Here is a 23251-nt window from a genome sequence, read left to right as displayed (position 1 = left end):
CCAATTCCGCTTAGCTGCGGATGTTGATGATGGCGGTGGTCATGGCGCTGTCGGTTTCGATCGCCTTCGCATTCGCCTGGAAGTTGCGCTGCGCGGTGATCAGGTTGACGAGTTCCTCGGTGATATCGACGTTCGCCATTTCAAGCGCGCCCGACCGGATCGTTCCGACACCGCTCGATCCCGCCTCGCCGAGGATCGGTTCGCCCGAAAGCCCGGTGGAGGTGTAGTGCGCGTCGCCCGTCTGCTTCAGGCCGTTGGCGTTGGCGAAGGTCACGATGGACACCTTGCCGAGGGCCTGCGTCTGGCCGTTGGTGAAGCTCGCGAAGATGACGCCGTTGTTATCGACGGTCACGCTGTCGAGGCGGCCCGAGGGATAGCCGTCCTGCGTCATCGAGACGATCGAGAACGGATCCGAATACTGGGTCGTCGAGGTGCCGTGATCGAGCGCGATCTGCAGCGCGTCGCCGCCCGGGATCGCCAGCGGATCGAAACCAACGCCTGTGGTGGGCGAGATCAGCTGGCCGAAGTTGTCGAACTGCATCTGCATCGGCGAGGGACCGCTCGAAGGGGTGAGCTCGGTGCCGTCGACGATCACGTGGACGTTCCAGTCGTTCGTGGTCGAGGAAGAGTTCGAGCTCGACGTGCGGACGTAGTAGATTTCCGCCGCCAGCGGATTGCCGAGCGAGTCGTACACGGTCGTCGATGTCGACCGGTTGTAGGTCGTGGGGTTGTCCGGATTGAACACATAGGGGTTCGTCGGCGTGTAGATCGGATTGTTTGGGATCACCTCGGCGTCGGACGGCAGGTTGAGCGCAAGGTTGATGCCCGTCGTCGCACGAGGCTGGCCCGAGGTCAGCGGCAGACGCAGCGCGCGCGTGTCGTTGATGCTCGTGGAGATCACCGTGCCCGAATCGTTGACCGGATAGACCTGCAGTGCCTGTCCGCCGCTATCGACGACGAAGCGTTCGCTGTTCACCGTGAACGAGCCGTTGCGCGTGAACTGCATGTCGGTCGTGCCCGAGGTCGACTTCACCATGAAGAAGCCTTCGCCCATGATGGCGAGGTCCATCACGTTGAGGCTCGACTGGATCGCGCCCTGCGTGAACTGCTGCTTGATCGTCTTGAGCGCGGTGCCCGAACCGGCGACGCGGCCGGCGCTCTGCAGCGCGGAGCTGGAGATGATGTCGCCGAACTCGGCGCGCGAACGCTTGAAGCCGACCGTGCCGACGTTCGCGATGTTGTTCGAAGTCGTGGAAAGATCGGTCTGCGCGGCGTTGAGGCCGGTGAGCGAGGTATACATGGCCATGGGTAGGGTCTCCTCTGGAAACGGTGAGAACTAGCTGCTGATCTTCTGAACCTTGTCGAAGGTGACGGAGCCGATGCCGAGCAGATCGAGCGTCATCGGTGAATTCGGCGTTGCAGTGCTGACGGACTGGACAAGGGCGTAGACCGACGTGGCGAGCGCCTCGCGCTTGCCGCCCACGTTCGCCGTTGCCTCGATGGTGACTGGGCCTGGCTCGACGGCCTCGCCCGCGTCGTTCTTGCCGTCCCACGCGAATTCGTGGACGCCGTCCTCGACCGCGCCGAGCTTCAGCGTCCGGATCGTCGCGCCCGTGGAATCCTTGATCGCGACTGTCGTGTCGGTCGCGCCCTCGGGGATCGTGATCGCCCCGTAAACGGCGCCGGTGCCGTCCGGCACCGCCTTGGTGCCAGAGGTCAGCACATATTTGCCGACAAGGCCGGTGGCGGTCGAAAGCTGATTGTTGTTCAGCGAGTCGAGGATGCTGCCGAGCTTGGTGTTCATTTCCGTAATGCCGGACAGCGACGAGAATTGCGCCATCTGCGCGACGAACGCCTCGTTCTCGACCGGCTTCAGTGGATCCTGATTCTTCAGCTGCGTGGTCAGCAGCTTCAGGAAGTCGCTCTGGTCGAGCTGGGTCTTCTGCGTAACGGTGTTGCTTGAATCGTAGCTCTTGATGCCGAGCGCATTGAGATCAAGACCGCTGCTGGTGCTGGTCATGCCTGCCTCACTGTCCGAGTTTCAGGGTGTTCAGCATCAGCGACTTCGCGGTCTGAATGACCTCGACGTTGTTCTGATACTGGCGGGAAGCCTCGAGCAGCTCGACCATCTCCTGGGTCTGGTCGACTGCGGCTTCGTAGATATATCCATTCTTGTCCGCGAGCGGGTGGCCCGGATCGTAGCGCTTCACGGGCGTGCCGCCGGCGGAGACGACATCGACGACGTCCACCGTCGCCGTAGCCCCGCCGTTCGCCTGATCGAAATAGGTCTCGAAGATCGGCTTGCGCGCCTTGTAGGCTTCGGCCTCGCTGCGCGCGACGGAGCCGGCGTTCGCAAGGTTGCTCGCCGTGGTGTTGAGACGCACAAGCTGCGCCGACATGGCGCGGCCCGAAATGTCGAAGATCGAAAGCCCGGCCATCGTCATTCGCCCTTCAGCGCACGCGAGAGCGTGTTGATGCGGCCATTCAGGAACGCGAGTGTCGTCTGGTACTGGACGGCGTTTTCACCGAAGCGCGTCTGCTCGGTGGAAAGCTCGACCGTGTTGCCGTCGAGCGAAGCCTGGTTGGGAATGCGGTAGAGCGCATTACCGGTCGCGCCCGGACCGCCCATGCCGATGTGATTGCCGGCCGTGACGGTCAGCGCACCGCCGCCGCTCTCCGCCGACTTCAGCTGCGCGGCGAAATCGATGTCGCGCGCCTTGTAGCCGGGGGTGGCCGCGTTGGCGATGTTCGAGGCGAGCAGTTCGAGGCGCTTCGAACGCAATTCGAGCGCCTGTGCGTGCACACCGAAATAATTGTCGAGTACGTCCATTGCGGTACGTCCTGATGGTTTTGTCCGCTCTCGCTCCAGCAAGTGGCGTGCCAGATCGATAACAGTATGATTTCAATAGATATATTTTGAGAGAAAGGGTGCGTTGTCGGAGCCTTGACGGTCTTCCGTCGGTTTCCCGACGCGTTTTTGCGCGCACTTAATCTTAACCCGAAGCTGTCGTTATTCCTGACATGAGACTCATGACGCCCCGGACCGCGTTTGCGGTGCTTGCCCTGTTTGTCCTGCCGGCACACGCGCAGGAAGCAGCGCCCGCCGTGCTGACCGGCGTCGGTTTCGCTCCGATCTCGTCGCAGCCCGCGCGAACGGACGAGGAGCGCCGTCTGCTGGCGATCCGCGCCTCGCACCTTGCCGCGCTGCGCAACCTGGCCGAGCAGGTCTACGGCGTGAAGCTGCAGTCGCAGTCCTCCGCATCCAACACGTCGCTGCAGTCGGACTCGATCCGCGCCACAGTGAGCGGCACCGTATCCGGTGCACGCATCGTCAAGATCACGCCGAAGGGCGACGATACCTACGAAACCGTCGTTGAAATGCGGCGACCGGCGGGCGGGGCCGACTGATGCGCCGCGGGGCCGCCCTTCTTGCCGTTGCTGTCGTTCTTGCGGCCTTTCCGGCGGCCGCGGACGTGCGCGTCGACGTGGAAGGCGCCGCGCCGCTCGGCGCGGATGCGGCGCGTGCGCGCCGCGCGGCGATCGGGGATGCGCTTCGGCAGGCGGTCGCGGCGGGCGGCATGGATGTCGAGGCGCGCACGATCATCGATCGCAATATCGTGCGGTCCGACACGCTCTGGGCGACCGCGCGCGCGAAGGTGACTGCGTTCGAGGTGACGGACGAATGGCGCGAGGGCGGCCTGTTGCGGGTTGCGGTATCCGCAACGCTCGCGCCGCTTGAGGCCAACACGTGCAACGCATCGGTGCGGCCCGCGATGCATGTGGGACCGCTACGCGTCGATATCGATCCGGCGATTGATCCCGCCATTGCGGACCCGGTGCGTGCCGATGCCGAGCGCACGTTCCGGGATGCCTATGGGGAGCCTGCCGCGTTGCCGCTTGCTGCCGCGCGGCGGTCTTCGGAGCGCTATGCGGCGCTCGCGCATGGCGGCGCGCCCGGCTACGGCCTGTTCGTGCAGCCGTTCATCGAGATGCGCACGCACCGGGTCGAAGGCGCCGGACTGATCACGGGCAAGCGCGCCGAGGCCGTGCTGGGCGTGGAAGTTTACGATTCCGTGCGGGGCACGCTCCTCGGGCGGATCACGCGGGATAGCGACTGGACGCTTTCGGCGCGGACGTGGGAATATGTTCCCGCCGACTATCGCCCCTCGCGCCGTGCCGTTGCGCCCGATTTCGGCGGAAAGCTCGCCGATCTCGTCGAGGAAGCGGGGGCGTTCGCGCGCTGCCGCCCGCTCGAAGTGGCCGTGAACGGGGCTTCGGGGGACGAACTGCTGATCTCGGCGGCGGGCGGCGATCTCGTCGTCGGCGATCTGCTTGGGCTCGGAGACGCGCGCGTTGCGGCTGGGGCAGGGCCGGGATGGACGTTTGCCGAGGTGGTCTCGGTGTCGGGCAGCGCCGCGCGGGCGCGCGTGCTCGGCGATGGGGTGCCTCCCGGAACGCGGACGGCGCTGCGCCTGCGCTAACGTTCCGGGCTTGGCATGGACATTGCTTTGAAATGTGTCATGCAAGGCTGGATGAACAGAACGACGGTTTCCCGACGCTTGTGGGCATTGGCGGCAGTATTTGCCGTCGGCGTACCCGCGGCGACGGCCCAGCCCGTGATTTTCGAGAACCTTGATCGCCTTGAAGCCCAGATCGGCGACTTCGCCGGGCCGAACCGCGCGCCGCGCGTCGATCGCCGCCTCAAGCTTGGCGCCTGTGCTATCCGGCCGGAACTGATCTGGTACGGCACGGGGCAGACGACGGTTCTCGTCCGCTGCGGCGGGCCGGCCGGCTGGCAGATTTACGTTCCCATCGACATGAAACCGGCGGGGCAGGGCGCTGTGCAGGGTGGAAGCGGTGCCGTCGTCGTCGTTCGCCCGGTGCCGCGCGGCGGTACGATCACGGCGGGGGATGTGGATTTCCGGCCTGATACCTATGTGCCAGGCGGCGTCACGGCGGTCGATCAGGTGGTCGGCAAGGTGGTTATTCGCGCGCTGAACCCCGGCGAGGCGGTGCGCGCCAACGTGCTGATCGCCGCAAATGCCGTGAAGCGCGGCGATCCCGTGCAGATCAAAAGCGGAGGGGGCGGGATCGAAGTCGCGGTCGATGGCCTTGCCGAACAGGACGCCCCGGTGGGCGGCCGCGTGCGCGTTCGCAACGTGGCTTCGGGGAACCGAATACAGGCAATTGTGATCGCGCCGGGAATTGTTGCGCTTCCGGGCTATAAGAATCCGGAAGACGGTCGTGAATGAAATTATAATGGGCTTTTGCGCCGCACAGGCGATGATGAGGCGACGAGGATGGTAGACGGAATTTCTGGCCGCCCGGCAGGGCTGAACGGAGCATCGGTGCTTCTGGACCCGGCTGCCGCGAAGGCGGCTGGAGCCAAGAAAACCGCTGCGGCCGAAACCGCGCCGACGCCTGCGCGCGCCGAGCTTTCCGAACTTGCCACCGCGGCGCGCGATGCCGCTGCCGCGCCGGTCGATGCCGCGCGCGTCGCCGAGCTTCGCGCTGCGATCGCGAATGGCAGCTACAAGGTCGATCCCGAACAGATCGCCCGCAAAATGGTCGATCTCGATCTCGGCTGGACGGCCGAATGATGGATGCCCCTGCCTACCGGCAGACACTGAAGACCCTGAACGAAACGCTGCGCGCAGAGCTCGCGGCGCTGGAAAGCGGGGACATCAGCGTCCTCGAATCCTCGACACCCGCGAAGCTCGCCGCGATTTCGGCGCTCCAGCTTTCGCCGATCGTCGAAAGCGATGCCGAAACCGATGCGCTTATCCGCGAAGGTGCGGAGCTTTGCGAACAGGCCGCGCTCCGCGTGAACCTTCTGCTTGCGGGCGTCGAACGCCGCCTCGCCGTGCTGTCGCGCGCCGCCGGGCACGCGCCGCAGGTCCGCTACGGCCGCAACGGCCGCATGGACGGCGGCTACCGCACGCTGGACCTCGACTGCGCCTGAAGGCGCTGATTTTCTAACACTGGCACGACCCTTGCTTTGTCTCCCGCAAAGGAGACGAAGCCGTCATGAATCCGACGCCCCTTTCTACGATCGCTGGAGGCGCTGACCGCGTCCGCACGGCGATTGCCGAAGCGAGCCGGCGTACCGGTGTCGATTTCGATTATCTCTACAATCAGGCGAAGGTCGAAAGCGGCCTCCGGCCCGATGCGAAAGCGCGCACCAGCAGTGCGACAGGGCTCTATCAGTTCATCGATCAGAGCTGGCTCGGCGCGCTGAAGCGCCACGGCGCGGAGCATGGCCTCAGCTGGGCCGCGAACGCGATCAAGACCGACGCGCGCGGACGGCTTTCCGTCGCCAATCCCGGCCTGCGCACAGCGATCATGAACCTCCGCAATGAGCCCGAAGCCTCGGCGCTGATGGCGGCGGAAACGGCGCGCGACAACCAGAACGCCATCGAAGGTGCCACGGGGCGCACGGCGAACGCGACCGATCTTTACATGGGCCATTTCCTTGGGCCGCGCGGCGCTTCGAAGTTCCTCGGCGCCATGGCTTCCAACCCCGATCAGCGCGCCGATCAGGTGATGCCTGCGGCTGCGGCTGCGAACCGCGCGGTGTTCTACGCATCGAACGGCACACCGCGTTCGCTCTCGGAAGTCTACGAGCGCTTCGCCGCCAAGATGGGGGACGATGCGCCGGATCAGGCACTCGCCGCGCGCGCACCTGCCATGCCCGCCGAACCGCCGCTGCCGATGAGCCTCGCGCTTGCGCTCGCCGGTGAGGACGCTGCCGCGCTCGACGGCCTGCTCACGACGACGAAACCGGAAGCCGCCCGACTTGCCTATCTCACGCTCGCCAGCCTCGGCTGAGCCTGTTTCACACGGAGTTTGAAGCCTTGAAGACCAGCGCCCGGAGCCGTTCGTGACTGCCGCAACGCTCCAGATGAACCGCTCGATCTGGGCAGGTGCCGCCCGCGCGGCCTTCCTGCCGATCGGCATCCTGCTGCTTGTCGTGCTGATGGTGGTGCCGATCCCGCCGTTCATGCTCGACACGTTCTTCATCTTCAACATCATGATCTCGCTCGCCGTGCTCATGGTGGCGCTGAACACGCAGAAACCGCTGGATTTCTCGTCCTTCCCCACCGTGCTCCTGTTCGCGACGCTGCTTCGTCTCGCGCTCAACGTCGCTTCCACGCGCGTCGTGCTCGTCCACGGTCACGAAGGGCCGCACGCCGCGGGCAAAGTGATCGAGGCGTTCGGCAACTTCCTCGTCGGTGGTGACTACATCGTCGGCATCTTCGTTTTCTCGATCCTCGTCATCATCAACCTCGTCGTCATCACCAAGGGTGCGGGCCGCGTGTCGGAAGTTTCGGCGCGTTTCACGCTCGATGCCTTGCCCGGCAAGCAGATGGCGATCGATGCCGACCTGAACGCGGGCCTGCTGACGCCCGACGAAGCCAAGGCGCGGCGTCAGGAAGTCGCGACCGAAGCGGATTTCTACGGATCGATGGACGGCGCCTCCAAGTTCGTGAAGGGCGATGCCATCGCGGGCATCCTCATCCTGTTCGTGAACATCATCGGCGGCCTTATCCTCGGCACGGTGCAGCATGGGCTGACGCTGGGTGAGGCGGGTTCGAACTACATCCTGCTCGCCATCGGCGACGGCCTCGTCGCGCAGATCCCTGCGCTGCTGCTGTCGATCGCGGCGGCGATCATCGTTACCCGCGTATCTTCCCCCCTCGACCTTTCCGGGCAGGTGGCGAGCCAGTTCGGCTCGGTGGGTGCCTGGACGCCGGTTGCCGTGATCCTGCTGCTGCTCGGCGTGGTGCCGGGTATGCCGCACATGCTCATCCTGACCGCCGCGGGAGCGGCCGGCTATGTCGCGTGGCGGCTGAAGCGGGCGAAGGCCGTGGCCGATGCTGCGCCCGTCATCGAGGCGCTGGTGGCCGATCCCAATGCGGAATCGCAGATCAGCTGGGAAGATGTTACCGACAACGTCCAGATCAGCGTCGAGATCGGCTACGGCCTCATCGGCCTTGTCGACGAGAAGCTCGGCGCGCCGCTGATGGGCCGCCTCACCGGCATCCGGCGTCAGCTCTCGCGCGAGCTCGGCTTCGTCATCCCGATGATCCGCGTGCGCGACAACATGGCGCTGCCGCCCCATGCCTACCGCGTACTCGTCTCGGGCGTGGTCTACGGCGAGGACGAGGTGGCGCCGCAGGAACTCCTCGCGCTCGATTCCGGTCTCGTCCACGCGTCGGTTTCCGGACGTGCCGTCAAGGATCCGACGTTCGGGCTCGATGCGCTGTGGATCCAGCCGGAAGAAAAGGACCAGGCAATCGCGAACGGCTACACCGTCGTCGATCCGTCGACGGTGATGGCAACGCACGTCAATCAGATCCTCAGCGGCCAGTCGCGCCAGCTCCTCGGGCAGGACGAGGTGCAGAAGCTCCTCGACACATTGCAGACCGCCACGCCGCAACTGGTGGGCGGCGTCACCAAGGCGCTGTCGCTGCAGACGATTACTCAGGTGCTGCAGACCCTGCTCGACGAGGCCGTGCCGATCCGCGATTTCCGGCGGATTATCGAGGCTTTGTCGGGCGTTTCGCACCGCACGCAGGATGCCGGCGATCTCACCGAGCTCGTGCGCCCAGCGCTTGGCGGGCTCATTGTCCAGAGGCTCTGCGGCATCCGCGAGCAGCTGAAGATCATCACGCTCGACGGCGAACTGGAGCAGCTTCTGGTCGCCTCCGTGCGCGCCGATCCCACGGGCGCCTATCCGCTCGATCCGGCGCTCTCGCAGCGCATCCTCACCGCGCTCGGCGAGGCGGCGCGTCCGCTGCTGTCGGATGGCACGACATTTGCAGTTGTCACGACGCCGCTCGTGCGCAGGCCGCTGTTCCAGCTTCTGCGCCAGCATCTGCCGGATGTGACGGTGCTGTCCTTCTACGAGATTCCGGACAGCCGTCAGGTTCAGGTGGTGGCCGTCGTCGGCCGCGGCAGTGAAAACTAGGGGGAGTTGAGTTCGCGTCATGCAGACCACGACCATCGTAGCGCCGAGCAGCCGCATCGCGCTTGAACGCGTCGCCGAAATGTTCGGCCCCGACGCTGTCGTTTACGAGACCCGCACCACGCGCCACGGCGTCGAGGTCGTGGCGGGCGGTATCGAACGGCGCCCCACGCCCTCGGCGCTGCACCGTGTGCCCGAAATGGCTCCGTCGCCCGTATCCGCGCCCGCGCCTCAGCCGAAGGGCAAGGATCCGATGGTGCGTTTCATCGCGCAATCGCGCGCGGTCGGCATCGATCCCGAATTCCTGACCGGCGAAATGGCCGCGGCCGGTGCCGATCTTGCCGACGCGTGGTCGCGCTTCCTGATCCGCGTCGAGCGCGAAGTGAAGATCGCGCCGCCGCCGCATACCGATCTCGCGCATGTCTGCGTGGTGGGCGACAGCGGCAGCGCCAAGACGACGACGCTGGCGCAGCTCGCCGCGATGGCGCGCGCCGCGCGCCCCGGCGAACGCATCACGCTCCTTTCCGGGGATCGCCGCCCCGGCGCGCGCGAACAGCTTCGTGTCATCGCCGCCATTCTGAAGATTCCGGTCGCCGATCCGGCGCGCGGGGAGAGCCTCGCCGAAGCGGCGCGGCGTCTTTCGCGCAAGGAACGCCTGTTCATCGATATGCCGAGCGATCCGCGCCTTGCGGCCTGCGAGGTGGAGGAACTGCGCAGTATACTCGAACGCGCAGGCACGCTCAGCGTGCTCTGCACGATGCCGCTCAGCGGCCAGCTCGCACGGCATCGCCAGATCGCGGAGATGTTTTCGCAAGGTTTCGATGCCTATGTTCTCACCCATGCGGGTGAAACCCTGCCGCCGGGGGCGGTGCTGACCATGCTGCTTTCAAGCGGAGTGCCGCTTGCCGGGATCGGGCGTTCGGCCGATTTCGGAAGCGGATACGACGCGGCGCGGGCAACCGGCCTGTGCCGGATGGTCGCCGCGGCACTCTCCACCGGCGCGACGGCGACGCTGCAATGATCTCCGCTCTCAAGCGTATGCCAACGGAAGGCCTTTCCCGAATGAATTCGCCCGCGCCGACCGGCCAGGATATCCGCAACCGCCCCGTCGTGGTGGCGATTGCCAGCGGCAAGGGCGGTGTCGGCAAGACCCATGTGTCGGTCAATCTCTCGGTCGCGCTCGCCAAGTCCGGCAAGCGGGTGATGCTGTTCGATGCCGATCTTGGCCTTGCGAACGCGGGCGTCATGCTCGGCCGCCCGGCGGGCCGCACTGTGCGCGATGCACTGAAAGATGGCGTGCCGCTCACTGAGATCGTGCAGCCCGGCCCTGCGGGGATCGGGCTTGTCAGCGGCGGATCGGGCGACGTCAGTCTCGCGGTGATCGAAGACGACGTGCTTGATGGTCTGTGCCGCGAGTTTCGCGTTTTCGAAGACGATCTCGACTATCTCGTCATCGATACGGCCGCGGGTATCGCCCCCAACGTGACCAGCCTTGTCGAAAAGAGCGATTTCGCCGTCGTCGTGCTCACCGACGAGCCGGCATCGTTCATCGACGCCTACGGTCTTCTGAAGGCGTTGGCTGTGCGCGGCCGCTGCCGAGAAGTGCTCGTCGTCACCAACATGGTGCCGAACGCGCTGGCGGGACGCAGGCTGTTCGCGCGCTTCAAGCAGGTCGCGAGCAACTTCCTAGACATCAATCTCGAACACCTCGGCTCGATCCCGCACGACAATCACGTGCATAGCGCCGCAATGCGCAAGCGCTGTCTTGTGGAAGCGTTCCCGCTTTCGGCGGCGGGGCAGGCGTTCAACACGCTTGCGCTCGACATCGCGAAGCGCACGCGCACGGACATTCTCGCCGCGCCCAACACCGCTTTCTTCGGAGAGGACCGCGATGCACGCGCGGGCTGAGATTCCCGGCGGTCTCGTCTACGCGCGGCGCCAGTCAGCGCCGACGCCGCAGCAGCGCGTGGAGGCCAATCTCGGCCTCGTGCGCAAGATCGCGTGGCACGTCTTCGGGCGGGTCAGCTCGGCGATCGAGATCGGCGATCTCGTGCAGATCGGCACGATCGCGCTGCTCGAAGCCGCGCGCAATTTCGAAGAGCGCGGCGTTGCCGCCTTCACCACTTACGCCACCACGCGCATCCGCGGCGCGATGATCGATCAGCTTCGGCGACAGGCGAACATGTGCCGCAGCGCGCTCGTGCGCCGCAAGCAGCTGAACGATGCCCGCCGCGAGGCGGAACTGGCGTTCGGACGCCCGCCGACTCAGATGGAACTCGCCGCGCGCATGGGCATCACGATCGAGGCGCTGCAGGCTGAGATCGATGCGACGCAGGGCGTGCATTACGAGAACATCGACGAGGTCTATTCCGATCATTCGCAGTGGTTCGCCGACGAAGGCGAAACGCCGGACGAAACGCTGGAACGCAAGGATCTCGAACGCGCGCTGGCCGAGGGCATCAAGACCCTCCCCGAGCGTGAGGCGATGGTGCTTCAGCTCTACTATGTCGAGGAACTGAACCTCGACGAGATCGGCGAAGTGCTCGGCGTCGGCGCCGCGCGCGTGTGCCAGATCAAAAAGGCCGCGCTCGACCGGATGCGCCAAGGCCTTTCGGAGTGGGCGGCCTAGCCTAAATTCGGCGTAGCAGCGCCTTGCCGCCGAGCGCGAGGAAACCGGCGAGCAGTCCCCAGAACGCCGCGCCGAGCCCGAAAAGCGCGAGGCCGGATCCGGTCGCAAGGAAGGTGACGATTGCCGCGTCGCGATCCTCCTTCACCGACAGCATTGTTTCCATCGTGCCGATCAGTGCCGGAATAAGCGCGATTCCGGTCAGCGTGACGATTACCGCTTCCGGCAGCGCAAGGAACAGCCGCACAAGCGCGGGCGAGAAAAGCGCGAGCACGAGATAGAAGGCTGCATACACCATGCCCACGACCCAGCGTTTGCGTGGGTCGGGATGCGCGTCGTCGCTGGTGCAGATCGTGGCCGTGATTGCGGCGAGGCAGATTGCGTGCGCGCCGAACGGTGCCGCCACGAGCGAGGTCAGTCCGGTTCCGACGATGAGCGTGCGGGCGTTCGGCGTGTAACCGGCGGCCTGCAGCACGACGAGGCCGGGCAGGTTCTGCGAGACGAGCGTGACGAGGAAGAACGGCACGCCGATGCTTAGGATCGTGCGGACATCGAACGCGGGGATTACAGGCGTCAGCGCGCCGAATGTCGCGCCGGGCGGAAGCGGGGCAACGTCACCGCGAACCATGGTGATGGCAATCCCCGCCGCGAGGACCAGAAGCAGCGCGTAAAGCGGCACGCGTTGGCGCGCGAGCAGGAAAACCGCCACGAGCAGGGCGACAAGCAGCGGATCGGCAGCGCCTGCCTTGAAAAGCCCGAGGCAGAAGGGGAGCAGAACGCCCGCGAGCATACCTGAAGCAACAGTGGTGGGGATGCGTGCGGCGAGGCGCCCCAGCGCCGGGATCGCGCCCAGCACCACCATCATCACGGCCGCGGCCAGAAATGCGCCGACCGCGGCAGGCCATGCGATTCCCGGAGCCGTCGCGGCGAGCAGAGCCGCCCCCGGCGTCGACCACGCCAGCACGACGGGTATCCGCAGCTTCAGGGAGAAAAAGCCGCCGGTCAGTGCGATGCCGAGGCAAAGCGCGGTGAGGGCCGAGCCCGTCTGCTCGATCGATGCGCCGAGCACGCGCATGGCCTGCACCACAAGCGCAACCGTTCCGCCGAACCCGATGAGGGCGGCGATAAGGGCGGCGGACCATGCGGGAACGGGCGGCGGGCGAAGGCTCATGCCCGCCAGCTAGCAGCATCTCCGGGTTCTGCCAGCCCTGTTTCCGTCAAGCCTAGGGGTAGCTGATCTCTTCGCCGGCGGGCCGCTTCTTCTCGGCGATCGCGGGCGCGATCGGCGTGTTCAGAACCTTCGCGGCTTCCGCGCTCCGCTCAGGGGCACGTTTCGGTGTGGCACTGCGCTGGGCGGCGGGACGGGTGGCTTGCGGGCGCGTGCTCGCTGGCGCCGCGCGGCGGGGTTCGGCGCGCGCTAAGCGGGCGTCGACCTGTTTCATGACCACTGACGGCAGCTGTTCGGCCATCTGCTGGTTGGCCTTGACCGCCGCGGCCAGCGCATTGATCTGGCCATCGACCGATTGCGGCGATGCCGATGCTGCGGCGAGGCCGGGCCGTGTCGACAGTTCGTCGATGGCGTCGCGCTGCTGTTCCATCAGGCTTTGCAGCGCATTCAGTTTGGCGATCACGTCCTTCGTCGATCCGGCGCTGCTCGCGTCGGCGGCGATGCTCGCCGCGCGCCACGACTGGACGGCGGCGATGGTGGAGGTGAGCACGCAGACGCCGAGACATGCGGCGATCGCCATGCCGGACCGCGAGGGCTTGCGCGATGGTGCGGCGGCTTCGGCGGGCTTTGCGTCAGCGGGGGGAGGCGCTGCGGGCGCAGGCTTCGGCTCAGGCTCCGGAGCTTCGGCTTCGGCCTTCGCGGGGGCGGGCTCGGGCTGCGGTTCGGCGGCTTTCGGCTTTGCGGCCTGCGGCGCCTCCGCGTCGAACGTCAGCTCCTCGTCGTCGTCTTCGGTTGCCACGAAAAACCCCCAACATCTCAGGTCTTCAAGAAAACGGCCCCGGCGTTCGGATGAGCGCCGGGGCCGAACCCGTACTAGCTTACAACGCTAACTCTTAACGAAGCAGCGACAGCACGTTCTGCTGCGTCTGGTTCGCCTGAGCGAGCATGGCGGTCGCCGCCTGGCTCAGAACCTGCGAGCGGGCGAGGTTGGTGCTCTCCGCCGAGAAGTCCGCGTCTTCGATACGCGAGCGGGCTTCGGTGAGGTTCGTCGAGGTCGTCGTCAGGTTGCTGACGGTCGATTCGAGGCGGTTCTGGAGGGCACCGAGATCGCCGCGGCTCGACACGATCGAGTCGATCGCCTTGTCGAGGACCGTGAGCGCCGCAACCGCAGCTTCCTGGCTGCTGATGTCGAGCGTCGAGGTCATGTTGGCGCTGCCGCCCTGAGCCACGAAGCCGATCGCTGCCGCACCGGCACCTTCGACGCGGACGCCGCTGCCGTCGACCGAGGTCAGCACGAGGCTCGTGCCGCTCACCGTCGCCTTGACGCCGGTGTTGCCGCTCTGGGCGTTGATCGCCGTCGCCTTGTCGGCTGCGGAAGCCGTCGCCGAAGCGCCGATCTTCACGCCGTTGATGACAAGCGCGTCAGCCGCCAGAGCTGCGCCCGAAACCGCGCCGCCAGAGAAGGACACGCCGTCCGCAGCCACGTTGAGGCCCATCAGCTGCACGTCGGCAATCGCGGTCGCAGGCGTCGTGTTGGTGCCGACCACCTTGATGTCGCTGCCATCGCTGCTCTGCAGGCTCACGAAGCCCTGATAGGTGCCGGCCGTGAAGCCACCAGCCGCCGTGCCGCCGACCGTGATCGCCTCGCCGGTCGTGTTCGACAGGGTGATCGTCTTGTCGGAGTTCAGCGTCGCGGTGACGCCGAAATCGTTGCGGTTGATGTTCGAGACCAGTTCCTCGACGCTGGCGGCCGCACCGACGGAGACGCCGCCGATGGTGATGTCGCCCACGGCGAAGCTCTCAGCCGTGATCTTGGCGCTGGTGACGTTGTTGGAGGCGGTGGCCTTCACACCCGTCTTGTCGCTGTTCTCGTTGATCGCGGCGGCAAGCGCTTCGGCGGTGTCGGCGGTCGGCACGCTGCCGAGCGCATTCACGCCGTTGAACGTCACGTCACCAACGGCGAGACCGGAGACGGCGCCGACGCGGCCCGTCGTGATCTGGCCCGGCGCGCCGCCGCTCGTGAGACCGAGCGCGTTCGAGGACACGTTCACCATCGAGATGCCGACCTGATCGCCGGCGTTGACGCCCGTCTGCAGCTTGAGATCGGTGACCGAGCCGTCGAGCAGCTTGAGGCCGTTGAAGTTCGCCGTCTTCGAGATGTTGTTGACTTCGGCGAGCAGCTGGTTGGTTTCTGCCTGGAGGCTCGAACGATCCTGCGCGCTGAAGGTGCCGTTCGCCGACTGCACGGTCAGCTCGCGGATGCGCTGCAGGATGTTGGTGACTTCGCCGAGGGCGCCTTCAGCCGTCTGCGCCATCGAGATGCCGTCGTTGGCGTTGCGGATGGCGACGGCCATGCCGCGGATGTTGGCGGTCATGCGCTGCGAAATGGCGAGGCCGGCGGCGTCGTCCTTCGCGGAGTTGATGCGCTTGCCGGTGGACAGACGCTCCATCGCCTTCGACAGCGATGATTCAGCCGCAGCGGCGCCGCTCTGGGCGCGAAGGGCCGAGATATTCGTATTGATGACAGTCATGGCTCTCTCTCTTTTTCCCGCTCTAAAAGCCGGCTCAGCCATGCGCCTCATTGGCGAAGCATCTGCCGTACCCCAGTTCACGACCGATGCGCGGCAAAGTTTAATCACGAAAATTCACGGGCGTTTTTCCGTCGGATTCCCGACGTGAACCCCTCACGCGCGCGTCCGGAAATCGACAGGGGCGCGTCGAGCCCTTGGTTTTCCGCGATTGGCACGGCGGTTGCATTGCGATGCCGGCTATGACGATCGATGCAAAAGGCCTGCTCGCGATCCGCTCCCAGATACTGGAGCGGAACGACGTGCTTTCCCGGGCCGCGACCCCGCAAACGGCTGCGAAGCCGGATTTCGGCAACGTGATGCAAAGCGCGATGCAGGCTGTGAATACGCAGCAGGCACGCGCCTCCGAAGCCTCCGCCGCCTACGAGCGCGGCGAGACGACGGACATCGCCGCGGTGATGCTGCAGCGCCAGAAGGCGTCGATCGGCTTCGAGGCGACCATGCAGGTGAGAAACCGCCTGCTGACCGCCTACAAGGACATCATGAACATGCCCGTCTGATTTCGCCGCTACCCCGTCCAAACATCTGCAAGAGATTGACGAGCCCTATTCATGAGTGACGCCGCTTCATCGCCAGCCATATCCGCGCCGCCTGCCGCGCCCTTCGGTCCGGGAGTCGGGCGTCTCCAGGCGCAGCTGAAGGCGATGCTCGCGCAGCCCGCCGTGCGTCGCAGCCTGCCGATGGTGATCGGCACGCTCGTGATCGCCGCGGTCGCCATGACCTATATTCTCACGCGCACGCCCGAGATGCGGACGCTGTTTCCGGGGCTCGGCGAGGCGGACAAGGCCGCTGTCGTCGAGGCGCTGCAAGCCGCGGGGATCACGCCCGGCATCGATAACATGACCGGCAGCGTGCAGGTGCCCGCCGCCGAATATCACAAGGCGCGGATGCTGCTCGCCGGGCAGGGGCTGCCGAAGGCGGCGGCTGAGGGTTATGCGCTGCTCGACGATATGCCGCTCGGAACCAGCCGCGCGATCGAGCAGGCCCGCCTGAAGCAGAGCCAGGAAAGCGAACTCGCGCGCAGCGTCGCTGAAATCGCCGCGGTCGAATCCGCGCGCGTCCACCTCGCGCTTCCCGAACAGTCCGTCTTCGTGCGCGATCAGGCGCAGCCGACCGCTTCTGTCTTCCTGAAGCTGGCGCCGGGCCGCGCGCTCGGCGAGGCGCAGGTGCGCTCCATCGTCAACCTCGTCGCCTCCTCTGTCCCCGGCCTGCCTGCGGACCGTGTGTCGGTCATCGACCAGATGGGTACGCTGCTCACGCCCGACGCTTCGGGTGACGAATTCGGCGAAAGCCGCCGCCGCATCGCCTTCCAGTCCAAGATGGAGAGCATGTACCGCGAGCGTCTGCTCGCGCTGCTGACGCCGATCCTCGGCACCGACAATTTTACCGCCGAAGTGCACCTCGACCTCGATTTCACCGAAACCCAGCAGACGAACGAGGCGTGGGACAAGGATAATGCCGTGATCCGCAGCGAGCAGGGCGCGTCGCAGTCGAGCGGCGGCGAACTGGCGCCGCGCGGCATTCCGGGCGCGCTTTCGAACGTCGCTCCGCCTGCCGCGACTGCAGCGACACCGGAGCAGGCACAGGCGCAAAATCCCGCCGATCCCAATGCTGCCCCCGCCGCGCCGCCCTCGGGCCCACGCAGTGAGAGCTACACGCGCAACTACGAGATCGGAAAGCAGGTCTCCGTCACCAAGGCGCCGATCGGCGAGGTTCGCCGCGTCTCCGCCGCCGTCGTGCTGCGCGAAAACGGCAAGGCGATGACCGCTGCGGAAACGAAGGCCATCGAGAAGCTCGTGCAGAGCAGCATCGGTTTCAACGCGGAGCGCGGCGATCTGGTCGCCGTTACATCGCGGCCGTTCGTCGATCCTACGGCGGAAACGCAGGCCTGGTATCAGGTCGATTTTCAGAGCAACGCCTGGATCGGCGACATACTCAAGATCCTCGCGGCGCTCCTCATCTTCGTCGTCGTGTTCTTCATGGTGCTGCGGCCGTTCCTGAAAAAGGCGCTCGCCGCTGCCGATGCCGCGCCCATGCCGGGCGGCGGCACACTCGGCGCACCGCGCTCGATCGTGCTCGACGGCGGCGATCTGCAGACCATGGAAGCGCTGAAAGCCCGCCTGAAGCCGCGCGGCGGTCTGCCGCCGGAGGTGCTGACGATGGCGAACAGCTATGATGACAAGGTCGCCGTGGTCCGCATGTTCGTCGCCGAAGATACCGCCCGCGCATCGAACGTCGTCCGCCAGTTGATCCGCACCGAAACCGCAGCCCAGGGAAATGCCAATGAGTGAGGAACTCGCACTCGCGCCACGCCATCTGTCCGGCACTCAGAAAAGCGCCATCCTGATGCTGTTGCTGGGTGAAGACGAAGCGGCCGACCTTCTGAAGCACATGGGCCCGCGCGAGGTGCAGAACCTCGGCCAGGCGATGTATTCGGTGGCCGATGTCGATCAGGACACGGTGAACGTCGTCCTCGACGAGTTCATCCTCGCCGCGCGCGAGCAGACGAGCCTTGGCCTCGGCACCGGGCCTTATGTGAAGAACGTCTTCGTGAAGGCGCTCGGCGAGGAGAAGGCGGGCAGCGTGCTTGGCCGCATGAGCTCCTCGGCGCCGCAGAAGGGTATCGAAATCCTCGATTGGATGGATGCACGATCGATCGCCGCGACGATTTCGTCGGAACACCCGCAGGTGATCGCCGCCGTGCTCTGCCATCTGGAGCCGGGCCTTGCCGCCGAAGTGCTGCAGCTGCTTCCCGAGGAGATGCAGTCCGACATGATGCTGCGGGTCGCGACGCTCGATTCTATCCAGCCTGACGCGCTCGCCGAGCTTGAGCGCGTCATGCAGAAGCAGATCAAGACGAACGCCGCCGTGCGCTCCGCGACCGCGGGCGGCACGACGACCGCGGCGCGCATCATGAACTATGTGCGCGGCGGTGCGGATCGCCGTATCATCGAACAATTAACCATAATGAACGAGAACATCGGCCAGAGTATTCAGGATCAGATGTTCGTGTTCGAAAACCTCCTCGCACTCGACGACCGCAGCATGCAGACGCTGCTCCGCTCGGTCGACAACACGCTGCTCGTCGCCGCGCTCAAGGGCTCGGACGAACGGATGCGGACCAAGATGTTCGCTGCCATGTCGCAGCGTGCCGCACAGAGCGTGCAGGACGAGATCGAATCGCGCGGGCCCATGAAGGTGAGCGAGGTGCAGGATGCGCAGAAGCGCATCCTCGCGATCGCGCGCCAGCTCGGCGAAAGCGGCGCTATCATGCTCGGCGGTTCGGGAGATGACTATGTCTAGTGTTTTCAGTGCAGATGCCCGTCCCGTGGCGCTCGCCGATCTGTTCGCACCCAGCCGCAGCGACTTCACACCGATGTTCGCTCCCCGGCCGGCGGGCGACTTCGTGCCGCGCGTGGATTTCGCCCACCCCTCGTCGGAATTCACGCGCGGCACAATTCACGAAACCATCGAAACGACCGAAGAAGAGCTTGCCGCCGCGCTCGCCGAAGCCGAAGCGCAGGGCCACGCTGCGGGGCTTGAAGCCGGGCGCGCGGAAGTGCGCGCCGAAGCGGAGCGTGCCCGTGCCGAGTGCCGTTCGCTGCTGCGCAGCCTCGACGACGCCCGTGCGATCGACAGGGCCGCGCTGGGGCCGAAGCTTCGCCGCGCTGTGCTCGATCTCGTCGAGCGTATCGTCGGCGCGCACGTTGCCGTCGAGCCTGCGTTCGTCAACGGCTGCATCACGCGCGCGCTCGATACGCTGAAGGAAACTAGCGAGGCCGCGAAGCTGTTCCTGCACCCGGACGACCTTGCCGTCATCGATGACGGCAGCCTTAAAGACTATACGAACCTCACGCTTGCCGCGGATCCCGAATTGCAACGCGGCAGCGTGAGGCTCGAAGCCGGCGGCGGCGAAGTGGAGGACGGCGTTCGTCCGCGCATCGCACGGCTTGAAACGGCCCTGCGCGCGGCGGGCATCGCTGCGTGAACACGGCGACCGAAGATATCGCCGATCTGCTCGGCGGCATCGGCAGGACGCCGGTCGATACCGCGCCGCTCCAGATTGGACGGCTCACCAGTTATGACGGTCTGCTTCTGGAAGCCTCCGGGCTTGCTGCGCCGGTCGGCACCGTGTGCCGCATCGAAACGGCCAGCGAAGAGGCGGCCGAGGCGGAGGTCATCGGCTTCCGGAATGGCCGCTGCATCCTGATGTCGCTCGGCCAGCGCGCCGACGTACTTCCCGATGCGCGCGTGTTTCCGCAAAGCAACCAGTCGCGCGTTGAGGTGGGCGACGGTCTGCTCGGCCGTGTTATCGACGGCTCCGGCCTGCCGCTCGATGGGCTCGGCCCGATCGAGGCGGAGCAGGACTGGCCGCTCGTCGGGCGGCTGCAGAACCCGCTGGAACGCGGCCGTGTGACCGAAGCCTTCGACGTTGGCGTGAGGGCGCTGAACGGTCTTTTCACTTTCGGGCGCGGTCAGCGCGTCGGCATCATCGCGGGCTCGGGCGTCGGCAAATCGGTGCTGCTCGGCATGATGACGCGCTATTCGAAGGCGGATGTCGTCGTCGTCGGGCTCATTGGCGAGCGCAGCCGCGAGGTGACGGACTTTCTTGCCACCAAGCTGCACGGCCCGGCGCGCGAGCGCTCGGTCGTCGTTGCCGTTCCCGCAAACCATTCGCCGATCATGCGCATCCGCGCCGCGCACCGCGCGACGGCGATCGCCGAATATTATCGTGGGCAGGGCAAGAACGTGCTGCTCATCATCGACAGTCTCACGCGCGTTGCGCACGCACAGCGCGAGATCGGCCTTGCGCTTGGCGAACAGCCGACTGCGAAGGGCTATCCGCCCTCGGTCATCTCGCTGCTGCCGAACCTCATCGAGCGCGCCGGTAACGATGCGAAATCGGGCGGTTCGATCACGGCGTTCTACACCGTGCTCGCCGACGGCGACGACACCGTGGGCGACCCGGTCGTCGATGCGGCACGCGCGATCCTCGATGGGCATATCGTGCTTTCGCGCAAGCAGGCGGAGCGCGGCGTCTACCCGGCGGTGGATATTGCCGCCTCGATCAGCCGCGTGATGAGCGACGTTGCCGAACGCCCGCATATCCGCGCCGCGCAGATGCTGAAGCGCCTGTTTTCGCTTTATGAAGAGAACCGCGACCTCATTCTGATGGGTGCCTACAACCGCGGCAACGACCCGGCGCTCGACGCGGCGATTGCGGCGCAGGCGGGGGTCACGGCCTACATCACGCAGGCCGAGGATGCGCCTGTCGATCTCGCGGCATCGGTCGCGGATTTGACCCAACAGTTCGGCGAGCACTGAGATGGCGGGGAAGGCGGACCGTCTGGCGCGTGTCGCGCGCGTTCGCGGCCTTCAGAAGCAGCGTGCGCTTGCCGAAGAGGGCAAGGCCGCCGCCGATCTCGACCAGCTTCGCCAGATGCGCAACCGTATCGAGACGCTGCGCCATTCCTACACGCCCGTCGCTGACGATGCGGCGGCCTTCGCGCTCAAATCCATGGCGCATCAATACGACCGGCTGGGCAAGGCGCTCGCCGCCACGCTCGACCGCGCCGCGCGCGCCGAGGTGCGGCTCGAAGATGCCCGGCAGGTGACGCTCGGCGCGCATCGCCGCAAGCGTGCCGCCGAGGAACTGGCGGACCGTGCAGAAGCCGCCGAGGCCCGCGAGGCCGAAGCGCGGCAGGAACGCGCGACCCCGCCGCGGCGCATCACGCGCGCCTGAAGGGCTTCGCGCAGACCCGCAAAATGGCACGCTTATTGCTGAGTGTTCGCCTGAGTAAGCAACGGGGGTCAAATGTCCGTCAACGCGACTGGTCTTGGTGAACTTCTGGGGATGCCCGATTTGTCGGTGCAAACCGCAATTCGCCCCGGAATTCCGGCATCCGTGCCCGATTTCCTTTCCATCATGGCCATGAAGTCCGCGCCGCCCGCCAAGGACGCCGTGCCTAGCCTTGCCGTCGGGCTGCCGTCGGCGGGTGACGGAAACCCGACGACGGAAGACGCACAGCCTGTGCCGCTGCCCGGCGCGGCGATCGACCAAACCGATGAAGGCGCCGACATGGCATTCGATCTTCAGCTTCCCGCGATGCCCGCACAGCAATCGCCTGCGCCCGGGCCGAAAACGCCCGCCGCGCGCTTCCCCGCGATCGCGGCGCGGCAACTGGCTGCCGCAGACGCGCAGGTTGGATCCCCGGCAACGCAGACGCCCGAAACCGACGCCGCGGTTTCCGCGCGCGATACCGAGATAGAGGACGATACAGCCGAGACCCCGTCCATTTCACCCGGCGCAATTGCCGATCGGCTTCCCGTTCCGCTTGCGGCCCCGGTGGTCGTGGCCGCGCCCGTGACCGGACCTGCGGTCGAGGTGGAAGCAGATGCAGACGCAGACGCCGGTGCGACTGCGGCTTCGTCCGGCCCGGTCGATGCTGCACGCGTTGCCGTTGCGGGCGAGGCGATGCCGAAGGGCGCTTCAAGCGACGATGCTGCGGTGCCCGCGCCAGCCCTGCCGAACGTCGCGAACGCGGCGCCCGATGCGCAGGCCGAAGATGCGGCCCCATTGCCTGCGACGAACACGACGGGGAATGCGTCTGCCGCGCCCGGAGACCCCGCCAAGCCGCATCCGGCACAGACGATGTACGGCGAACTGCGCGCCGCCATCGAGGCTGTCGAGAAGGGCGGGCATACGCTGCACACGCGCGACGACCGCGCCGATCCCGAAACACAGACCGTTCCCGCCCCGCTGCGCGAGGCGATTCCGGCATCGCAGACGGCGCAGGCCGTGCTTGCCGCGATCCACGACCCGGTGTCCGCGCGTCCGCAGGTTGCTGACGCAGCGCAGGGCCAGATCGTTTCGAACGAGGCTGTGCTCGATGATCTGCTCATCGGCAATGCGGTCGAGGACCAATGGGTCGATCAACTTGCTGCCGATGTCGAGACGCTCGTGAAGGGTGATCACCGCGAAGCCCGGCTGCATCTGAAGCCGCGCGAGCTCGGCGATCTGTTCATCCGCCTGGAGACGAATGGCAACCAGGCGAAGGTGCATTTCACGGTGGAGACCGCCGCCGCGCAGGGCTTCATCGCCGACGCCGCGCCGCGCCTTCAGTCGATGATGGAAAACCGGGGCGTCCGCCTCGAGGAAGCCTCCGTCGATGTCGGCAGCGGGCGTCAGGATCGCGGCGAGCAGCCGCGCGAGACGGCGTTCGAGCAACCGCTTGGTGCACGCCCGCGCGGTGCCGCTTCGCAGGCCGAAACCGTTCGTGCCATTGTTCGCCAGACCGCTATCGAGCGCTTTGCCTAGGAAAGATTGAAATGAGCGATACTCCCGCACCTGCCCCCAAGAAGAAGAGCGGCCTTGTCGGCAAGCTCATTCCCGTGATCGGCGCGCTCGTCCTGCTCGGCGGCGGCGCGGCGGGCGGCTGGTACGCCACGTCGAGCGGTCTTATCGGTGGCGGCGAACATACCCCCAAGGTAGACAAGAACAAGCCTCAACTCGTCGAGCGCGAAGGCGCCGACGAAGAGGCGCCGGCGCAGACCGACGCCGATGGCGATGGTCATTACGAGACGACCTATTTCGAAATGAAGCGCGAGTTCACTGCGAACCTCACCGATCCCAACCGCTACATCCAGGTCGGGCTTGGCGTCGCGACGAACTACGACAGCCGCGTGATCGAGGCGGTCGAGAAGAACGAGCCGGCGATCCGCAGCGCGGTGCTCGGCGTGCTCGGCGAGCAGACTGCGGACCATGTGGCGACGGTGGCGGGCAAGGAAGAATTGCAGCGCCGCCTGCGCGCAGCGATCAACAAGACGCTTCAGGACAAGGTCGGCTTCGGCGGCATTTCACAAGTCTATTTCACCAGCTTCGTCATCCAGTAGGCAGCGCC

General features: G+C 66.2%; 25 protein-coding genes. 18 read left to right on the top strand and 7 right to left on the bottom strand.

The window, feature by feature from the left end:
* Positions 1 to 10 precede the first annotated feature (10 nt).
* Genes ACE3TJ_RS06160 through flgB form a run of 4 tightly spaced genes read right to left on the bottom strand, consistent with a single transcriptional unit; the run spans position 11 to position 2830 of the window.
* Complete coding sequence (locus tag ACE3TJ_RS06160; RefSeq protein ID WP_374594904.1) at positions 11 to 1306, bottom strand: flagellar hook protein FlgE; 1296 nt, start codon at positions 1304 to 1306, stop codon at positions 11 to 13.
* A gap of 30 nt (positions 1307 to 1336) precedes the next feature.
* Positions 1337 to 2020 carry a flagellar hook assembly protein FlgD gene (locus ACE3TJ_RS06155; protein ID WP_374594902.1) on the bottom strand — a complete coding sequence of 228 codons (684 nt, stop codon included), beginning with the start codon at positions 2018 to 2020 and terminating at the stop codon, positions 1337 to 1339.
* A 7-nt stretch (positions 2021 to 2027) separates the two neighbouring features.
* Positions 2028 to 2438 carry a flagellar basal body rod protein FlgC gene (gene flgC / locus ACE3TJ_RS06150; RefSeq protein ID WP_374594900.1) on the bottom strand — a complete coding sequence of 137 codons (411 nt, stop codon included), beginning with the start codon at positions 2436 to 2438 and terminating at the stop codon, positions 2028 to 2030.
* Between the two features lie 2 nt (positions 2439 to 2440).
* Positions 2441 to 2830 carry a flagellar basal body rod protein FlgB gene (flgB, locus tag ACE3TJ_RS06145; RefSeq protein WP_374594898.1) on the bottom strand — a complete coding sequence of 130 codons (390 nt, stop codon included), beginning with the start codon at positions 2828 to 2830 and terminating at the stop codon, positions 2441 to 2443.
* A 200-nt stretch (positions 2831 to 3030) separates the two neighbouring features.
* Between flgB and ACE3TJ_RS06140 the strand changes: the two genes are divergently transcribed.
* The 10 genes from ACE3TJ_RS06140 (at position 3031) to ACE3TJ_RS06095 (ending at position 11597) form a co-directional block, all read left to right on the top strand.
* Complete coding sequence (locus tag ACE3TJ_RS06140) at positions 3031 to 3408, top strand: LPP20 family lipoprotein (protein ID WP_374594896.1); 378 nt, start codon at positions 3031 to 3033, stop codon at positions 3406 to 3408.
* Positions 3408 to 4481 (top strand): flagellar assembly protein T N-terminal domain-containing protein, encoded by a 1074-nt coding sequence (locus ACE3TJ_RS06135; RefSeq protein ID WP_374594894.1) that lies wholly within the window; start codon positions 3408 to 3410, stop codon positions 4479 to 4481. The genes ACE3TJ_RS06140 and ACE3TJ_RS06135 overlap by 1 nt, the downstream gene beginning before the upstream one ends.
* Before the next feature lie 51 nt (positions 4482 to 4532).
* Positions 4533 to 5252, top strand: coding sequence for a flagellar basal body P-ring formation chaperone FlgA (flgA, locus tag ACE3TJ_RS06130; protein ID WP_374594892.1), 720 nt, complete (start codon positions 4533 to 4535; stop codon positions 5250 to 5252).
* Between the two features lie 48 nt (positions 5253 to 5300).
* Positions 5301 to 5600, top strand: coding sequence for a flagellar biosynthesis anti-sigma factor FlgM (flgM, locus tag ACE3TJ_RS06125; RefSeq protein ID WP_374594890.1), 300 nt, complete (start codon positions 5301 to 5303; stop codon positions 5598 to 5600).
* Positions 5597 to 5962 (top strand): hypothetical protein, encoded by a 366-nt coding sequence (locus ACE3TJ_RS06120; protein ID WP_374594888.1) that lies wholly within the window; start codon positions 5597 to 5599, stop codon positions 5960 to 5962. Before flgM ends, ACE3TJ_RS06120 begins: the two co-directional genes overlap by 4 nt.
* A 65-nt stretch (positions 5963 to 6027) precedes the next feature.
* Positions 6028 to 6828 carry a lytic transglycosylase domain-containing protein gene (locus ACE3TJ_RS06115; RefSeq protein ID WP_374594887.1) on the top strand — a complete coding sequence of 267 codons (801 nt, stop codon included), beginning with the start codon at positions 6028 to 6030 and terminating at the stop codon, positions 6826 to 6828.
* A 73-nt stretch (positions 6829 to 6901) separates the two neighbouring features.
* The gene (gene flhA / locus ACE3TJ_RS06110; RefSeq protein ID WP_374599331.1) at positions 6902 to 8971 is read left to right on the top strand and encodes a flagellar biosynthesis protein FlhA; all 2070 of its coding nucleotides are present in this window, start codon (positions 6902 to 6904) and stop codon (positions 8969 to 8971) included.
* 19 nt (positions 8972 to 8990) lie between these two features.
* Complete coding sequence (locus tag ACE3TJ_RS06105) at positions 8991 to 9989, top strand: hypothetical protein (RefSeq protein ID WP_374594885.1); 999 nt, start codon at positions 8991 to 8993, stop codon at positions 9987 to 9989.
* A gap of 41 nt (positions 9990 to 10030) precedes the next feature.
* Positions 10031 to 10876 carry a MinD/ParA family protein gene (locus tag ACE3TJ_RS06100; RefSeq protein WP_374594883.1) on the top strand — a complete coding sequence of 282 codons (846 nt, stop codon included), beginning with the start codon at positions 10031 to 10033 and terminating at the stop codon, positions 10874 to 10876.
* Complete coding sequence (locus ACE3TJ_RS06095) at positions 10860 to 11597, top strand: sigma-70 family RNA polymerase sigma factor (protein WP_374594881.1); 738 nt, start codon at positions 10860 to 10862, stop codon at positions 11595 to 11597. The genes ACE3TJ_RS06100 and ACE3TJ_RS06095 overlap by 17 nt, the downstream gene beginning before the upstream one ends.
* Before the next feature lies 1 nt (position 11598).
* Here ACE3TJ_RS06095 and ACE3TJ_RS06090 read toward each other — a convergent pair whose 3' ends face one another.
* From ACE3TJ_RS06090 to ACE3TJ_RS06080, 3 genes are all read right to left on the bottom strand, one after another.
* Positions 11599 to 12765, bottom strand: coding sequence for a benzoate/H(+) symporter BenE family transporter (locus ACE3TJ_RS06090; protein ID WP_374594879.1), 1167 nt, complete (start codon positions 12763 to 12765; stop codon positions 11599 to 11601).
* A gap of 52 nt (positions 12766 to 12817) precedes the next feature.
* The gene (locus ACE3TJ_RS06085; RefSeq protein ID WP_374594877.1) at positions 12818 to 13561 is read right to left on the bottom strand and encodes a hypothetical protein; all 744 of its coding nucleotides are present in this window, start codon (positions 13559 to 13561) and stop codon (positions 12818 to 12820) included.
* Between the two features lie 94 nt (positions 13562 to 13655).
* Positions 13656 to 15293, bottom strand: coding sequence for a flagellin (locus ACE3TJ_RS06080; RefSeq protein ID WP_374594875.1), 1638 nt, complete (start codon positions 15291 to 15293; stop codon positions 13656 to 13658).
* Between the two features lie 239 nt (positions 15294 to 15532).
* On the opposite strand from ACE3TJ_RS06080, the gene fliE reads away from it, so the two are divergent.
* From fliE to fliL, 8 genes are all read left to right on the top strand, one after another.
* Positions 15533 to 15850 (top strand): flagellar hook-basal body complex protein FliE, encoded by a 318-nt coding sequence (gene fliE / locus ACE3TJ_RS06075; RefSeq protein WP_374594873.1) that lies wholly within the window; start codon positions 15533 to 15535, stop codon positions 15848 to 15850.
* A 51-nt stretch (positions 15851 to 15901) separates the two neighbouring features.
* Positions 15902 to 17641 carry a flagellar basal-body MS-ring/collar protein FliF gene (gene fliF, locus ACE3TJ_RS06070; protein ID WP_374594871.1) on the top strand — a complete coding sequence of 580 codons (1740 nt, stop codon included), beginning with the start codon at positions 15902 to 15904 and terminating at the stop codon, positions 17639 to 17641.
* Entirely contained in the window at positions 17634 to 18653 is a 1020-nt protein-coding gene (gene fliG, locus ACE3TJ_RS06065) for a flagellar motor switch protein FliG (RefSeq protein ID WP_374594869.1), read from the top strand. Before fliF ends, fliG begins: the two co-directional genes overlap by 8 nt.
* On the top strand, positions 18646 to 19338 hold the full coding sequence (locus tag ACE3TJ_RS06060) for a FliH/SctL family protein (protein WP_374594867.1): 693 nt from the start codon (positions 18646 to 18648) through the stop codon (positions 19336 to 19338). The genes fliG and ACE3TJ_RS06060 overlap by 8 nt, the downstream gene beginning before the upstream one ends.
* On the top strand, positions 19335 to 20675 hold the full coding sequence (locus ACE3TJ_RS06055) for a FliI/YscN family ATPase (RefSeq protein ID WP_374594865.1): 1341 nt from the start codon (positions 19335 to 19337) through the stop codon (positions 20673 to 20675). Before ACE3TJ_RS06060 ends, ACE3TJ_RS06055 begins: the two co-directional genes overlap by 4 nt.
* A gap of 1 nt (position 20676) precedes the next feature.
* A complete protein-coding gene (locus ACE3TJ_RS06050) occupies positions 20677 to 21093 on the top strand; it encodes a hypothetical protein (RefSeq protein ID WP_374594863.1) in 417 nt (138 codons plus the stop codon).
* A gap of 72 nt (positions 21094 to 21165) precedes the next feature.
* The gene (locus ACE3TJ_RS06045) at positions 21166 to 22668 is read left to right on the top strand and encodes a flagellar hook-length control protein FliK (RefSeq protein WP_374594861.1); all 1503 of its coding nucleotides are present in this window, start codon (positions 21166 to 21168) and stop codon (positions 22666 to 22668) included.
* 11 nt (positions 22669 to 22679) lie between these two features.
* Entirely contained in the window at positions 22680 to 23243 is a 564-nt protein-coding gene (fliL, locus tag ACE3TJ_RS06040) for a flagellar basal body-associated protein FliL (protein ID WP_374594859.1), read from the top strand.
* The last annotated feature ends 8 nt before the right edge of the window (positions 23244 to 23251 follow it).

The sequence above is a fragment of the Sphingosinicella sp. genome (assembly GCF_041916975.1).
In the GTDB taxonomy this organism is placed as follows: domain Bacteria; phylum Pseudomonadota; class Alphaproteobacteria; order Sphingomonadales; family Sphingomonadaceae; genus Sphingosinicella.
This window is presented reverse-complemented; position numbering and strand designations above follow the sequence as displayed.